This window comes from Paenibacillus lutimineralis (assembly GCF_003991425.1).
Classification (GTDB): Bacteria; Bacillota; Bacilli; order Paenibacillales; family Paenibacillaceae; genus Fontibacillus; species Fontibacillus lutimineralis.
In genome coordinates, this window is the sequence record NZ_CP034346.1 from 2,361,343 (window position 1) to 2,374,692 (window position 13,350).

Annotated in this window: 17 protein-coding genes; all 17 read left to right on the forward strand. The window is 48.0% G+C overall.

Features of this window, described 5'->3' with window-relative positions; genetic code table 11:
* Window positions 1–231 precede the first annotated feature (231 nt).
* The 17 genes from EI981_RS09810 (at window position 232) to folD (ending at window position 13,158) form a co-directional block, all read left to right on the forward strand.
* Window positions 232–1,485 (forward strand): aspartate kinase, encoded by a 1,254-nt coding sequence (locus tag EI981_RS09810; RefSeq protein ID WP_126997653.1) that lies wholly within the window; start codon window positions 232–234, stop codon window positions 1,483–1,485.
* Window positions 1,486–1,770: 285 nt separating this feature from the next.
* Window positions 1,771–2,037 (forward strand): YqhV family protein, encoded by a 267-nt coding sequence (locus EI981_RS09815; RefSeq protein WP_126997655.1) that lies wholly within the window; start codon window positions 1,771–1,773, stop codon window positions 2,035–2,037.
* 136 nt (window positions 2,038–2,173) lie between these two features.
* Window positions 2,174–3,172, forward strand: coding sequence for a stage III sporulation protein AA (gene spoIIIAA / locus EI981_RS09820; protein ID WP_126997657.1), 999 nt, complete (start codon window positions 2,174–2,176; stop codon window positions 3,170–3,172).
* The gene (gene spoIIIAB / locus EI981_RS09825) at window positions 3,165–3,683 is read left to right on the forward strand and encodes a stage III sporulation protein SpoIIIAB (RefSeq protein WP_126997659.1); all 519 of its coding nucleotides are present in this window, start codon (window positions 3,165–3,167) and stop codon (window positions 3,681–3,683) included. The genes spoIIIAA and spoIIIAB overlap by 8 nt, the downstream gene beginning before the upstream one ends.
* 57 nt (window positions 3,684–3,740) lie before the next feature.
* On the forward strand, window positions 3,741–3,944 hold the full coding sequence (gene spoIIIAC / locus EI981_RS09830) for a stage III sporulation protein AC (RefSeq protein WP_036621734.1): 204 nt from the start codon (window positions 3,741–3,743) through the stop codon (window positions 3,942–3,944).
* A 10-nt stretch (window positions 3,945–3,954) separates the two neighbouring features.
* On the forward strand, window positions 3,955–4,344 hold the full coding sequence (gene spoIIIAD, locus EI981_RS09835) for a stage III sporulation protein AD (protein ID WP_068781849.1): 390 nt from the start codon (window positions 3,955–3,957) through the stop codon (window positions 4,342–4,344).
* Window positions 4,345–4,361: 17 nt separating this feature from the next.
* A complete protein-coding gene (gene spoIIIAE / locus EI981_RS09840; RefSeq protein WP_126997661.1) occupies window positions 4,362–5,552 on the forward strand; it encodes a stage III sporulation protein AE in 1,191 nt (396 codons plus the stop codon).
* A 28-nt stretch (window positions 5,553–5,580) separates the two neighbouring features.
* Complete coding sequence (gene spoIIIAF / locus EI981_RS09845) at window positions 5,581–6,366, forward strand: stage III sporulation protein AF (RefSeq protein ID WP_126997663.1); 786 nt, start codon at window positions 5,581–5,583, stop codon at window positions 6,364–6,366.
* Between the two features lie 27 nt (window positions 6,367–6,393).
* The gene (gene spoIIIAG, locus EI981_RS09850) at window positions 6,394–7,032 is read left to right on the forward strand and encodes a stage III sporulation protein AG (protein ID WP_193556441.1); all 639 of its coding nucleotides are present in this window, start codon (window positions 6,394–6,396) and stop codon (window positions 7,030–7,032) included.
* 204 nt (window positions 7,033–7,236) lie between these two features.
* Entirely contained in the window at window positions 7,237–8,031 is a 795-nt protein-coding gene (locus tag EI981_RS09855; RefSeq protein ID WP_126997667.1) for a SpoIIIAH-like family protein, read from the forward strand.
* A 208-nt stretch (window positions 8,032–8,239) separates the two neighbouring features.
* Entirely contained in the window at window positions 8,240–8,731 is a 492-nt protein-coding gene (gene accB / locus EI981_RS09860; protein ID WP_127004523.1) for an acetyl-CoA carboxylase biotin carboxyl carrier protein, read from the forward strand.
* 43 nt (window positions 8,732–8,774) lie between these two features.
* On the forward strand, window positions 8,775–10,118 hold the full coding sequence (accC, locus tag EI981_RS09865; protein ID WP_126997669.1) for an acetyl-CoA carboxylase biotin carboxylase subunit: 1,344 nt from the start codon (window positions 8,775–8,777) through the stop codon (window positions 10,116–10,118).
* A 116-nt stretch (window positions 10,119–10,234) separates the two neighbouring features.
* Window positions 10,235–10,642, forward strand: a complete 408-nt coding sequence (locus EI981_RS09870; RefSeq protein WP_126997671.1) for an Asp23/Gls24 family envelope stress response protein — start codon at window positions 10,235–10,237, stop codon at window positions 10,640–10,642.
* Window positions 10,643–10,779: 137 nt separating this feature from the next.
* Entirely contained in the window at window positions 10,780–11,319 is a 540-nt protein-coding gene (amaP, locus tag EI981_RS09875) for an alkaline shock response membrane anchor protein AmaP (RefSeq protein ID WP_126997673.1), read from the forward strand.
* 11 nt (window positions 11,320–11,330) lie between these two features.
* Window positions 11,331–11,564 (forward strand): DUF2273 domain-containing protein, encoded by a 234-nt coding sequence (locus EI981_RS09880; protein ID WP_126997675.1) that lies wholly within the window; start codon window positions 11,331–11,333, stop codon window positions 11,562–11,564.
* A 210-nt stretch (window positions 11,565–11,774) separates the two neighbouring features.
* Window positions 11,775–12,227 (forward strand): transcription antitermination factor NusB, encoded by a 453-nt coding sequence (gene nusB, locus EI981_RS09885; RefSeq protein WP_126997677.1) that lies wholly within the window; start codon window positions 11,775–11,777, stop codon window positions 12,225–12,227.
* Window positions 12,228–12,300: 73 nt separating this feature from the next.
* Window positions 12,301–13,158 carry a bifunctional methylenetetrahydrofolate dehydrogenase/methenyltetrahydrofolate cyclohydrolase FolD gene (folD, locus tag EI981_RS09890; protein ID WP_126997679.1) on the forward strand — a complete coding sequence of 286 codons (858 nt, stop codon included), beginning with the start codon at window positions 12,301–12,303 and terminating at the stop codon, window positions 13,156–13,158.
* The last annotated feature ends 192 nt before the right edge of the window (window positions 13,159–13,350 follow it).

Sequence of the window (13,350 nt, forward strand, 5' to 3'; positions counted from 1 at the left end):
CGTGTAACGATTTTTTTACCTCTCCATCTATTATTAGGTGGAGAGTTTTTTGTACATATACGTATGTGGATTTAACCTTTGTACGGGAAATCTTAAATATCTCTGCAAAAAGCATTGACTTCATTCGGGTTTTCCGTATTATACTGTTTTAAAGCATTACTGAAGCAATAGAATATAAAATGAACGAGACAACAAAGCAAAAGAGTGTTGGATATCAGGGAGGGAGTTAGTTTGGCAGTATATGTTATGAAGTTCGGGGGCAGCTCGGTAGGAGATACAGAACGCATGAAACGCGTCGCCCGGCGGATCATTGAGAAGCAGGACGAAGGCCATCAGGTGATGGTTGTCTTATCGGCTATGGGAGATACAACCGATGATTTGATTGATCAGGCGAATATGCTTAGCGATAATCCGCCACAACGTGAGATGGATATGCTGCTGACGACAGGGGAACAAATATCGATCGCTTTGTTGTCGATCGCGATCCATGAGATGGGTCGCAAGGCGGTATCCTTTACAGGGTGGCAAGCCGGATTTCGCACAGAAGCGGAGCATGGCAGAGCGCGAATTACGGATATTCGACCTGAACGCGTGCAGCGGGCTCTGAACGAGGGCAATATCGTCATCGTAGCCGGTTTCCAAGGGATGACCGAAGAGGGAGAGATTACGACCTTTGGGCGCGGCGGCTCCGACACTACAGCAGTGGCTCTAGCTGCAGCGACAGCTGCAGATTATTGCGAAATATATACGGATGTTGATGGAATTTATTCGACAGATCCGAGAATCGTGAAGAATGCTCGCAAATTAAATGAAATCTCGTATGACGAGATGCTGGAGCTGGCAAACTTAGGTGCAGCTGTACTGCATCCGCGCGCTGTTGAATACGCCAAACAGTTCCAGGTTCGTCTCGTCGTTCGTTCGAGTTTTAATCATAATGAAGGCACAGTCGTGAAGGAGGAAGCTACAATGGAACAAGGTGTAGCAGTGAGCGGAATCGCTTATGATAAAAATGTGGCAAGAATCAGTATTCTGGGAGTCTCCCACGTTCCAGGAGTTCTGGCTAAGGTATTCGGCTCTTTGGCCGATGCGAAGATTAACGTAGATATTATCGTACAGAGCGGCGTAGAAGACGGTAAAGCCGATTTCTCCTTTACAGTTGGACTGGATGACCGTGAGAATGCCCTGGAAGTACTAAGTACGATTCGGTCGGAAATTCCTTACGATGACGTAACCTCAGAAGATGGGCTGGTCAAAATTTCAATCGTAGGAGCCGGTATGGTTAGCCACCCGGGCGTAGCCGCTGAAATGTTCGATGTCATCTCGAAGCAGGGTGTGAACATCAAGATGGTCAGTACCTCGGAGATCAAGGTGTCCTGTGTGATCGAAGGAACCAAGCTGAATGAGGTTATTAAGGCCCTTCATACAGCTTACGGCTTGGATACGGAGAGCCAAGTATTCGTCGGAGGTCCGCAAGATCGTCGCTAGGCTCTGATAGAAGCGATTCAATATATTAAGACGGTAAAATGAAGTAGAAGTCGTATGACCGAACCATCGGTTATACGGCTTCTTTCTTTTTTTAATAGTGATGTTCAAAAAGGCCGGTTTTCAGCACCGAGTAGGTTGGATAAAGCTAGGGAGTGAGGTCGCTCATCCATGAATTGGCCACGAACTGGTTTTCTTATCAAAAGTGGACTTTTTGAACAACCTCTAATAAAAGAAGATAGTTGGGCATATGGATAAGAGAGTGCGATGGGACGAGAGGAGGTTCATATGCTTGATAAATTCGTAACCAGTATGTCGTTGATCCGGATTCTATCAGGAACGATCGAAATTATGGCAGCTCTGCTTATGCTTAGGCTAGGGCGCGTTGATAAGGCGCTTGCCGTCAACTCGGCCCTGGCTCTTGTTGGGCCAACCGTGCTGATTGTGACGACTTCCATTGGGCTCGCGGGAATGGCAGATAAGTTGTCATGGGGCAAAATGCTATGGATTGCTATGGGCGTCAGTTGTCTCTTAATCGGTATTTTAAAAAAATGATAGATTCCCCGTCATAATCACCGAGTACAAGCATACACATGAGATATAAATATTCTTCAATAGAAGTAAGGCTAGATCTAGAGAAAATACTAAAAGTGCATGTTCAAAAAGAAGAGCAGGCTTTGGGGGTACGAGAATGAACCCGAACTGGTTGATGGTATTTCCCGACAAACTCCGACATCTGCTGCTTAAGCTGCCTCCCTCGATCTTTACAAAATTGGAGGAAATTCGCATTCGGGAAGGACGCCCGCTGGAAGTCAACACGGGGGGGCGATTCTACTTCCTTACAGCGGAAGGTGGGATAACCCGGGATGCCGGCGCCGCATTCAGAACAGACAAGCAGGATAGCAAGCACCTGCTCGATCTGATTACCAACCATTCCATGTATACGATGGAAGAGGAATTGCGGCGTGGATTTATTACGATTGCAGGCGGTCATCGAATTGGACTTGCAGGGAGGACGGTGCTTAGCGGCGGCAAGGTGGAGTATATCCGTGATATTAGCGGATTTAACATCCGGATTGCCCGTGAGGTATGCGGAGCTGCCGATCCAGTATTACCTCAGTTGCTGGATTTCAAGCAGAACAGTGTGCTCCATACCCTGATTCTGTCACCACCCCAGCACGGGAAGACAACTTTGATCCGCGATCTTGCTAGACAAATTAGCAGCGGAACCTGGGGGCATCCGGAGGCGAGGTGGCCGGGATTGAAGGTGGCAATCGTCGATGAGAGATCGGAGATTGCTGGCAGCATGAACGGCGTTCCAAGTTATAATGTTGGACCACGAACTGATGTGATGGACGGATGCCCAAAGGCGGAAGGAATGATGATGATGATACGCTCCATGTCGCCAGAGGTGATGGTGGTTGATGAGATCGGCAGGCCGGAGGATGCTGAGGCTCTGGCAGAGGCGCTGCACGCAGGAGTTCGCGTTATAGCTACCGCGCATGGGTCGGGCATTGATGACTTGAGCTCCCGGCCAGCACTCTCCAGGCTGCTTCAATCGGGTTTCTTCCAAATGTATGTTGTCTTGAGGCGCAGCGATCAAGGCTTGTCATTTCGGCTCTGGGATGGCAAGAGAAGAGGGGTTCCACTCCATAATCCGGGGATGAAGGGCAGGGAAGCGGATGCTTAAAATGCTGGGAGCTGTGCTCGTTATAGCCGCTACGACGCTGGCCGGATGGGTACAAGCAAGGCAATACGCCAACCGTCCGCAGCAGATCCGGCGCCTAATCCTTGCACTGAAACGGCTGGAGACCGAGATCATGTATGGCTTCACGCCGCTGCCGGAAGCACTTATCAGAATTGGTGAGCAGAGCGGTGGAGCAGTCGGAGCAATCTTCCTCACGGCCGCGCAGAATATGAAGCCGCCGGATAACAGTACAGCGCAGGATGCGCTGCAGCTCGCGATCGGAGCAGGTTGGAAGGCGACAGCGATGAAGACGGCAGAGCAGGAGATTATGAGGCAGTTCAGTTATACGCTCGGGACAAGCGATCGTAAGGACCAGCTTGGACATATTGCCACAGCGGTCCGTCAGTTGGAGAGCGAGGAGCATGAGGCGCGTGAAGAGCAGAACCGTTACGAGAAGATGTTCAGAAGCTTAGGACTGCTGTTCGGTGCATTTATCGTCATTGTGATGTATTGAGATCAAGTCTCCTAGTCCAATTGTCACCGGTGAAACTAATTGTGAGGTGCCATATCAATGAACATAGAAGTGAACGCAATCTTTCAAATTGCAGGCATCGGAATCATTATCGCCATGATCCATACGGTACTGAAGCAGATGGGGAAAGAAGACATGGCACATTGGGTGACGTTGATCGGATTTGTTGTTGTGCTGTTCATGGTCATCCGCCTGCTTGACAATTTGTTCCAGGAGATCAAATCGATCTTCTTGTTCCAGTAGGTGAGCGGCTGTGGAAATGATTCAGATTGTAGGAATCGGGTTATTAGCAACAGTGCTGATCCTCGTTATAAAAGAACAAAAACCGATGTTTGCCTTCCTGATCGGGGCAAGCACGGGTATATATATCTTCTTATATCTGATTGGCAAGATTGGCGGAATTATCGATGTGTTGGAGGAACTGGCAGCATCCTCTGGTGTGCAAATGATCTATCTGAAGACGATTCTCAAGATTATAGGCATCGCCTACATCGCTGAGTTTGGAGCACAGATCGTCAGGGATGCCGGCCAGGAAGGTATTGCTTCAAAGATAGAATTGGCAGGCAAAGTCATGATTATGGTCCTGGCCATTCCGATTATCAGCATCATTATCGAGACCGTCATCAAGCTGCTGCCGACATAGCTAAGGTGGGACCTGAGATGAGATCAATACAATTGAACTTTGCACATAGGACGTTGATCCTGCTCGTCCTGGGCTTTCTAATCCTGTGGCCGATCCGCGTCATGGCCGAAGGGCCAGATAACAGTTGGATTGAACGACAGGCCGAACAATTGCCAACGGATGAAGTGGAATCTTATTGGCAGAAGCTGATGAAGGAGTATGGCGGCTTTTTCCCCGATCAGAAGGTTCCCTCATTTATGGACATGTTGGTTCAGGAAGATCAGGGATTCTCCTTAAAGACAGGCTTCCTAGGTCTGATGCGATATATGTGGCATGAAGTGCTGTACAACGGACATATTCTCGTCACCATCGTACTTCTGTCGATCTTCAGCATGATACTGGAGACACTGCAATCCGCATTTGAGCGCAAGCAAGTGAGTAAGGTTGCGTACTCCATCTGCTTCATGGTCATTCTGGTGCTGGCAATCAATAGCTTCCATGTAGCGATTAATTACGCCACTGAGGCAATTACCGGGATGATTGACTTTATGATGGCAATGGTCCCGCTGCTCTTCACCTTACTTGCTTCCATGGGAAATGTAGCGACAGTGTCGGTCACTCATCCGCTTGTTGTATTTATGGTTCATACCGTAGGCACTTTGGTTCATACCGTGGTATTTCCATTATTGTTCTTCTCAGCTGTTCTGCATATCGTAAGCACTTTATCAGACAAGTATAAGCTGACTCAGCTCGGCAATTTGCTGCGGACGATCAGCATGAGCTTGCTGGGTATCCTGTTAACCGTATTCCTCGGCGTCATATCAATTAAGGGAATCGCTGGTTCCGTCGTCGATGGCGTAACGCTGCGGACGGCGAAGTACTTAACCGGAAACTTCGTTCCGGTCGTTGGGAAGGTGTTCGCTGATGCCACCGACACCGTAATATCAGCTTCGCTGCTTGTCAAAAATTCAATCGGTCTGGTTGGGGTAATCATCCTGTTATTCTTATGTGCCTTTCCAGCCATTAAAATATTGGTTCTCGCATTAATCTTCAATCTATCTGCAGCGGTGATGCAGCCGCTTGGAGATACGCCGATTGTGACTTGTCTGGATACGATCGGCAAGAGCATGATATACGTATTTGCGGCCTTGGCCGCAGTGGGATTGATGTTCTTCCTGGCGATCACAATTATGCTGACTGCGGGAAATGTGACGGTGATGATGAGATGAGGAACTGAGGTAAGGCGGTGAGGCAAATATGAACTTCCTAGGAGATTGGCTGAAGCAAATCATTATTATCGTTCTGTTCGCGGTCTTCATTGACCTGCTCCTTCCTAATCGGGCGATGGAACGTTATGTCCGCTTTGTGGTCAGTCTGTTGATTCTACTAACGCTAATTGCTCCTGTGGTTCGCATCTTCACACCGGAAGCCAAGCAGAAGCTAGAGATCGCGCTCACGGATAACTTGAGCGATTCGGACAGGAGGGACACGCAGCAGAGTACACTGGCTATTTTGCGCCAAGGTGAGGAATTGAGACAGAAGCAGGAAGCCGAAGCTCTCCAATGGACGGCAGAGGAGGCAGCCAGACAGATGAAGCAGTCGATAGAACAGGAGACAGGCTGTCCCGTTAGTCGTGTTACCGTCAAGCTCGTCAATGAAGCACAGGATTCGCACAGTTCATCAGAGCTCCCTGCCAAGTCAAAGCAGTTAGTCTACTCCTTAGTTGAGGTGGTTATGGCTTCGGATAATCAAGCAGCGAAGGGGGACAAGGAGACACAGTCCGATAAGAGAATCACGGTTCAGTCGGTTAATCAAGTGAAGATCGATGTTGATTTGAAATCTCCACCCTCGACTGATCCATCGGAGAGCACCATTCAGGACGGCCAGACGCAGGCCGTTATGGCCGACAAGGATGGTCCAGTCTCTGAGACTACTGAAGCGGCTCTGAAGAAGACAGGCTCTGGGTTGGAGAAGCAGATCGAAGACCTGTTGGGCGAGAGATGGGGGGTCCCCCGCGAATCAGTGATGGTAATGACGCAATAATAATCATTTATTTGTGGAGGTGAAGTGATGCCTGGATGGTTGAAGAAGCTGGAGCAGTGGATCGGCAAAGGAGAGGACGGCAAGAGAACACAATCCTTCCGCCTCGTATTAATTCTCGGTCTTGTCGGTCTGGCGCTAATGATCATTTATTCCTTCGTAAACGTGAAGCAGATTGATTCCGGCGGGGATGGAAGAGAGCCACCAGTAATGCAGAATGTCTCTGCTCCCGCTACACCAGGAGCAGAAGGGGATGGGCCTTTTACTGAGATTGAGTATTCTCTGGAGAGTAAGACCAAAGAGATATTGGAGAAAATCGTTGGGGTGGGCGCTGTTGATGTGATGGTCAGCGTGGATTCAACGGAAGAAGTTGTTGTACAGCGCAATATGAAGGATACACAGGAGTTAACGGATGAGACGGATAAGGACGGTGGCAAGCGCCATGTTACGCAATATACTCGTGATGGTCAGATCGTCACTTACGAATCCTCCGGCAATGAACAGCCGATTATTACGAAGAAAATCAAGCCCAAGGTTCGCGGTGTCCTTGTCGTAGCGAAGGGGGCCGAGAACAAGACGGTCAAAGGATTAATTGTAGATGCCGTGGAGAAAGGGCTGAATGTGCCGGCGTACCGGATTTCAGTCGTGCCCCGCAAGCAATCGCAATAGAAAACTGAAAACTGACCTTTTTGAACCTGATTGTAATGAGGAAGTTTAGAATGTCCGCTTTTGATTACGAAGTTACTCAGGAAGAGAACTCGACATCGAATCCTGAATTCACCCGGGCTTTCCGATGCTCACGTACCCAAAACGTACGCTGCGCTTCAAATCTTGAAACACTCACTTTTAAAAATAATTAGGAGGAATTACACAATGAAATCGAAAAGACAGACAATATGGCTCGTATCTATGCTCAGCTTGATGGTAATCTTGTCAGCCTATTACTTGTTCACGGAGGATAGCTCGACCAAAGGAAAGAACACCGATGGCCAAGTAGCAACGATGGATCAGAATGGAGGGTCCTTAAATGGTCTCAACTCCCTGAATAGTCAGGACGACATGGTCATTAATGAAGTAGATGCAGGGAAAACGCAGGATGATAGTCTGGCTACTGATGACAGTGCTGCAGGGGTGAGCGCTGATGAAGGAACGAAGGGCGGGGCTGCTGATGATAACAAAAAACCGGCTGGGCAAGACAAGGACGACAAAGGCAAGCTGCCGGACAAAGCAGGCGATAAATCGACGAAGGACAGCTCGGCCGCGGAAAATACAAGTGATGAAGATGTATTGAAGCAGCTGGAGTCGCAAGGAGTTTCAGGCTTAGACAATTTGACAGCCTACCAAGCAGAGCGTTCCAATAACAACAATAAGAAGTATGATGAACTGATGAGAGCTATGAATGATGAATCCAAGACATTGGAAGAAGCAGCGATGGCTCAAAAAGAATTAAGCGCCCTGGAGGAAAAGGAAGATAGAATTTACGATATTGAGGAGAAGCTCCAGCAGCAATATTCCAATGCGATTGTTAAAGAGAGTGGGGATAATTACCAAGTGCTGGTTGTCAGCGAGAAGCTCGAAGCCAAGGATGCTGTCAGTATTATGGACCTGATCATTAAGGAACTAGGCGTATCTCAGGATAAAGTCAGCGTACAATATGTGACCCAATAAGGTGAATTACTCACCGCTGGGAATCGACTTGTTAAACCGGCATAATAAATTAAAATGTGTCAAAATAGCTGAAATTACGAGGAATAATCCGGAGAGTCCAAGAAAGCTTGGACTCTTTCCATTTTGATTGATTGTGATATAATACATAAAGTTATAATGCTGAATAAGGCCAAGGCTTTGCGAAGCTGAAGGAGTGATCATGAAGATGATGTTTAATTTGGATGAAATCAAAGAGTTAATTGAATTGGTGGACAAGACGTCCGTACATGAATTAGAGCTTGAGAATGAGGGCTCCAGACTTTGTATCCGTAAACCAGGCAAGAATGAAGTGGTGCATGTTCAGCCAGTAGTTGAATCTGCCATGATTCAACCTGCAGGACCTATGTCTATTAGCGCTGCTGCAGGGATTCCAGCTGCTGCTGAGCCTACGCCTGCACGTCCAGCCGAACAGGATTCGAACCTACATACCATTGTGTCGCCTATGGTAGGGACGTTCTATCGCGCTTCATCTCCGGATGCCAATTCTTTTGTTAATATTGGCGACCGGGTTGGAGAGAAGACAGTCGTCTGTATTATCGAAGCGATGAAGCTGATGAACGAGCTCGAAGCCGAAGTTAAAGGACAGATCACCGAAGTGTTAGTCGAGAACGGCCAATTGGTGGAATATGGACAGCCTCTCTTTTTGGTGAAGCCTGAGTAATCGTGGCTGTATCATCTAGCTTTTCCAAGGAGGATGGAAGACTGTGAAATTTAACAAAATATTAATTGCTAACCGCGGCGAAATCGCGGTTCGAATTATTCGTGCTTGCCGCGAATTGGGAATCTCAACAGTTGCCGTATACTCTGAGGCGGACAAGGATTCTCTGCATGTACGGATGGCGGATGAAGCTTACTGCATCGGGCCTACGGCTTCGAAGGACAGTTATTTAAATCTAACGAATCTGATGAGTGTTGCAACGCTTACTGAATGCGACGCCATTCACCCAGGCTATGGGTTCCTGGCGGAGAATGCGGATTTCGCTGAGATCTGCAGCTCATGCAACTTGTCCTTTATCGGTCCTTCCCCGGAAGCGATCACGAAGATGGGCGATAAATCGGTGGCTAAGCAAACGATGAAGGTAGCTAACGTACCGGTTATTCCAGGTTCGGACGGTCTAATCGAGGACGTGGAAGAAGCCGTTATGATCGCTCGCGATATCGGCTATCCAGTCATCATTAAAGCAACCGCCGGAGGTGGCGGCAAAGGGATTCGCATCGCCGAAGATGAGTCGTCTCTGATCCAACAGATTACGACTGCACAGCAAGAGGCCGAGAAGGCCTTTGGTAATTCGGGTGTATACCTTGAGAAATATTTGACTGGCATGAAGCATGTTGAGATACAGATCATGGCCGACAAGCACGGCAATGCTGTGTATCTAGGGGAACGTGACTGCTCCGTACAGCGTCGTCGCCAGAAGCTGGTTGAGGAGGCACCTTGTCCGGTATTGTCTCCTGAGAAGCGTCAAGAAATGGGAGAGGCTGCAGTAAGAGCAGCGCTCGCTGTAGACTATTCCGGGGCAGGTACTCTGGAATTTCTGCTCGGTCCAGATGGACAGTTCTATTTCATGGAGATGAATACGCGAATTCAGGTAGAGCATCCTGTTACGGAAATGATCACTGGCGTCGACTTGATCCAGGAGATGATCTCTGTGGCAGAGGGGGATCCACTCTCTTTCACCCAGGAAGATATCAAATTGAATGGCTGGGCGATGGAATGCCGGATTAATGCCGAGGACCCATCGCGTAATTTCATGCCATCCCCGGGCAAGATCGGCTTCTATCTTCCGCCGGGTGGTCCTGGAGTACGGGTTGATAGTGCTGCTTATCCCGGCTATATGATCTCACCGCATTATGACTCCATGATCGCCAAGCTGATCGTCTGGGCTCCTACTCGTGAGGAAGCCATTGCCAAGATGAAGCGGGCGCTGTCTGAGTTTGTGATCGAAGGAATTCATACGACGATTCCATTTCATCAGAAGCTTTTGGAGCATCCGGTCTTTATTCGTGGTGACTTCGATATCAAATTTCTTGAAGAACACGAGGTTTAAGGTTGGGACGGCTAGTTTGTCATAATGTGCTTGAAATGATATAGTATGTATAATAAGTGCGCGGTTTCTAAGACTTGGAACATAGCGTAAGACTTATTGAGAGGTGGATGAATAGAATGAGTGCATTGCCTACGGAGTTCGAACGGACTGAGATTGGCGAGATTCAGATTGCACCAGAGGTCCTTGAAGTTATTGCGGGACTTGCTACAGTAGAAGTAAAGGGCGTTGCCGGTATGAGCGGTGGATTCGCTGGAGGCATTGCTGAATTACTTGGCAAGAAGAATTTATCCAAAGGTGTTAAGGTGGAAGTTGGCCAGCGTGAAGCGGCCGTTGACGTATCCGTGATTGTGGAATATGGCAACCGCCTACCTGAGGTGGCTACCGAAATTCAACGCAATGTGAAGCGTTCGATCGAGACAATGACTGGTCTAACCGTGATCGAAGTGAACGTACAGATTCACGACGTTATTTTCAAGGCTCCTGAGAAGATTGAAGAAGTGGAACCTAGTCATAGGGTGAAATAATATGAAGTAACAAACCCCCGACCGTATGCGTCAGGGGTTTACTATAATTTTTGTGTAAGAGAGAGCTCATGGAGTAGGCTTTATGACTCTCTCTATAAACATTAGTACTACCACCCGTGAAGGAGGCTATTCCTGTCGTGGCCAAAATTTTGGACAGAATCTTACTACTCATATACAGTTTATGTGTTGGAGTATTATCTATTCTAGCTATTCTACTAATGACGGGCTCGTACACGCTAACGCTTAATAAAGAGCAGGGGCACACCCTGTTGATCTCATCTATTGTAGCGGCTTCCGTGCTTATCTTGCTTAGCATCCGTTTCTTCTACATCTCCGTCCGCCGCGAGCGTCATACGCAGTCATCGATCGACCAACGCACGGAATATGGCGATATCCAGATCTCCGTCGATACGATCGAGAACTTGTCCTACAAGGCGGCATCCCGAGTTCGCGGGGTGAAAGAGGTTAAGACGAGAATTAAGATTACTGAATCGGGTCTGGAGATCATGATTCGGGCTGTCGTTGACGGCGAATCATCGATTCCTGAAATGACCGAGGAAGTACAGAAGCAAGTCCACGATCACGTGGAGGAGATCACGGGTATTCCGGTAGCCTATGTTTCAGTATATATAGCTAACCTCGTCCATTCGCCTGTTATTAAAAGTCGGGTTGAATAGGAGGAGTGGCTGTGTTCTGGAAGCAATTATGGGAGAGTCATAAAGGAAGACTGCTAGGTGTAGCTTCGGCTATATTCCTGTGCCCGATCTATCTGTTTTTCGGATTTTGGAATATGATGTTCTGTGGCCTCCTGCTGTTTGTAGGTTATACGGTAGGTAAGAACAGAGATCTGGATCAAGGTCCGCTCGTTCCGTGGAAAGAGCTAAGAGAATGGCTGGCTACGCGCTGGCGCCCTTTTAAATGATTCCTGTGATATGTTTTCTCCGGAAAAGAGTTTGGTTTGTCATTTTTGTGGAGAAAACATGTTACAGGTTTTTTTTGTTTGAATGCGAGGATTATAAGAAATATAATGAGAATCGGTCGTATTTTAGTTCATAATAAATATATGGATATGTAGCGATATGAGGCTGGACGGCTTTAGAATAGGCCGGGCCATTAATCAAGGAGGAAATACATGAAACGGCGGTTAGCAAGAGAAATAGCAGTACAAAGTCTGTATCATATGGAAATGAATGAGGTTGAGGCTCTGGAAGCGGTGCGTATGTTGATCGCTGAGGCTACCGGAGAGAACGAAAGTGAAGTTGAAATTAAGAATGTTGATCAAGCTGAAGAATTCGTACTGGAGCTGGTGAATGGTACGTGGAGCCGCAAAGAAGAAATCGACCGCGTTCTGTCGGACTATTTGAAGGGCTGGCAAATCAGTCGTCTGTCGAAGGTAGACCGTCAAGTGCTCCGTCTTGCTGTCTATGAGATGGTGTATCGCGATGATGTGCCGGGCAAAGTAGCTGTGAATGAAGCGATTGAGGTAGCCAAGCATTTTGGCACCGGCGAATCCGGCAAGTTTGTTAATGGCGTGCTCGGTAAGATGGTCCATGAAATCGATCAGGTCAAAGAGAAGTTGTCGTAATTAGATCGTTTTAATTCTAACGAAACACTACGTTTTATTTGGACAACCTTTAATGGGAAAAGGAGATAGATGGATGACAGCACCTATTATTAGCGGTAAACAAGTGTCAGAGGAAATTCGCGCGGGTTTGCGTGCGGAGGTAGAGGCTCTAGTGAAGCAAGGATTGACGCCAGGCCTGGCCGTAATTCTTGTTGGTGAAGATCCGGCATCACAAGTATATGTCCGCAATAAAGAAAAAGCGTGCCATGATCTGGGCTATTACTCTGAGGTTCATCGCCTAGCTGCTTCTACTTCCCAGGAAGAGCTGTTAGCGCTCGTGGATAAATTGAACCGGCAAGCGAATATTCACGGGATTCTCGTGCAGCTGCCGCTGCCGCGGCACATCGATGAGAAGTCAGTGATCGATGCGATTGCTGTGGAGAAGGATGTAGATGGCTTCCACCCAGTCAATGTGGGCAATCTCGTCATCGGCGACGATAGTCTGCTTCCTTGCACGCCTGCTGGCGTCATCGAACTGATCAAGCGCACAGGCATCGAGATGTCAGGTAAGCATGCGGTTGTAATTGGACGCAGCAATATTGTCGGTAAACCGGTATCCTTACTGCTGCAGCGCGAGAATGCCACTGTGACGATGTGTCATTCACGCACCGCGAATATGAAGGAACTGACGAAACAGGCTGATATCCTCGTCGTAGCGATCGGCAAAGCAAATTTTGTGGATGCCTCTTATGTTAAACCAGGTGCTGTTGTGATTGACGTAGGCATGAATCGCCTCGATAACGGTAAGCTGGCTGGAGATGTTGATTTCGAGAGCGTAAAGGGAGTTTCCGGTCCAATTACTCCGGTTCCTGGTGGAGTTGGACCGATGACGATCACGATGTTGATGAACAATACACTCATTGCCGCTAAGCGGTTAGGCGGTTTGGCTTAATGGCGACATGGAGTGCCGCTATAGAGTACCACCATGGAGTGCCGTCATAGAGTGGCACCAAGGTGTGCAGTCAATTTCTAACGAAACTACAGAGCGTTATTTCATCATAAACAACAGCAAATGTAATTTAACGAAACACCATATCGTTATTCGCCAGAAATCTGGGCTTAAGACCGCAAATTTGCTCAAATA

Excerpts from the sequence above, each read along its gene's own strand:
- EI981_RS09815 (WP_126997655.1), top strand. The coding sequence starts at position 1,771 with ATGCTTGATAAATTCGTAACCAGTATGTCGTTGATCCGGATTCTATCA.
- spoIIIAA (WP_126997657.1), top strand. The coding sequence starts at position 2,174 with ATGAACCCGAACTGGTTGATGGTATTTCCCGACAAACTCCGACATCTG.
- spoIIIAB (WP_126997659.1), top strand. The coding sequence starts at position 3,165 with ATGCTTAAAATGCTGGGAGCTGTGCTCGTTATAGCCGCTACGACGCTG.
- spoIIIAC (WP_036621734.1), top strand. The coding sequence starts at position 3,741 with ATGAACATAGAAGTGAACGCAATCTTTCAAATTGCAGGCATCGGAATC.
- spoIIIAE (WP_126997661.1), top strand. The coding sequence starts at position 4,362 with ATGAGATCAATACAATTGAACTTTGCACATAGGACGTTGATCCTGCTC.
- spoIIIAF (WP_126997663.1), top strand. The coding sequence starts at position 5,581 with ATGAACTTCCTAGGAGATTGGCTGAAGCAAATCATTATTATCGTTCTG.
- spoIIIAG (WP_193556441.1), top strand. The coding sequence starts at position 6,394 with ATGCCTGGATGGTTGAAGAAGCTGGAGCAGTGGATCGGCAAAGGAGAG.
- EI981_RS09855 (WP_126997667.1), top strand. The coding sequence starts at position 7,237 with ATGAAATCGAAAAGACAGACAATATGGCTCGTATCTATGCTCAGCTTG.
- accB (WP_127004523.1), top strand. The coding sequence starts at position 8,240 with ATGTTTAATTTGGATGAAATCAAAGAGTTAATTGAATTGGTGGACAAG.
- EI981_RS09870 (WP_126997671.1), top strand. The coding sequence starts at position 10,235 with ATGAGTGCATTGCCTACGGAGTTCGAACGGACTGAGATTGGCGAGATT.
- nusB (WP_126997677.1), top strand. The coding sequence starts at position 11,775 with ATGAAACGGCGGTTAGCAAGAGAAATAGCAGTACAAAGTCTGTATCAT.
- folD (WP_126997679.1), top strand. The coding sequence starts at position 12,301 with ATGACAGCACCTATTATTAGCGGTAAACAAGTGTCAGAGGAAATTCGC.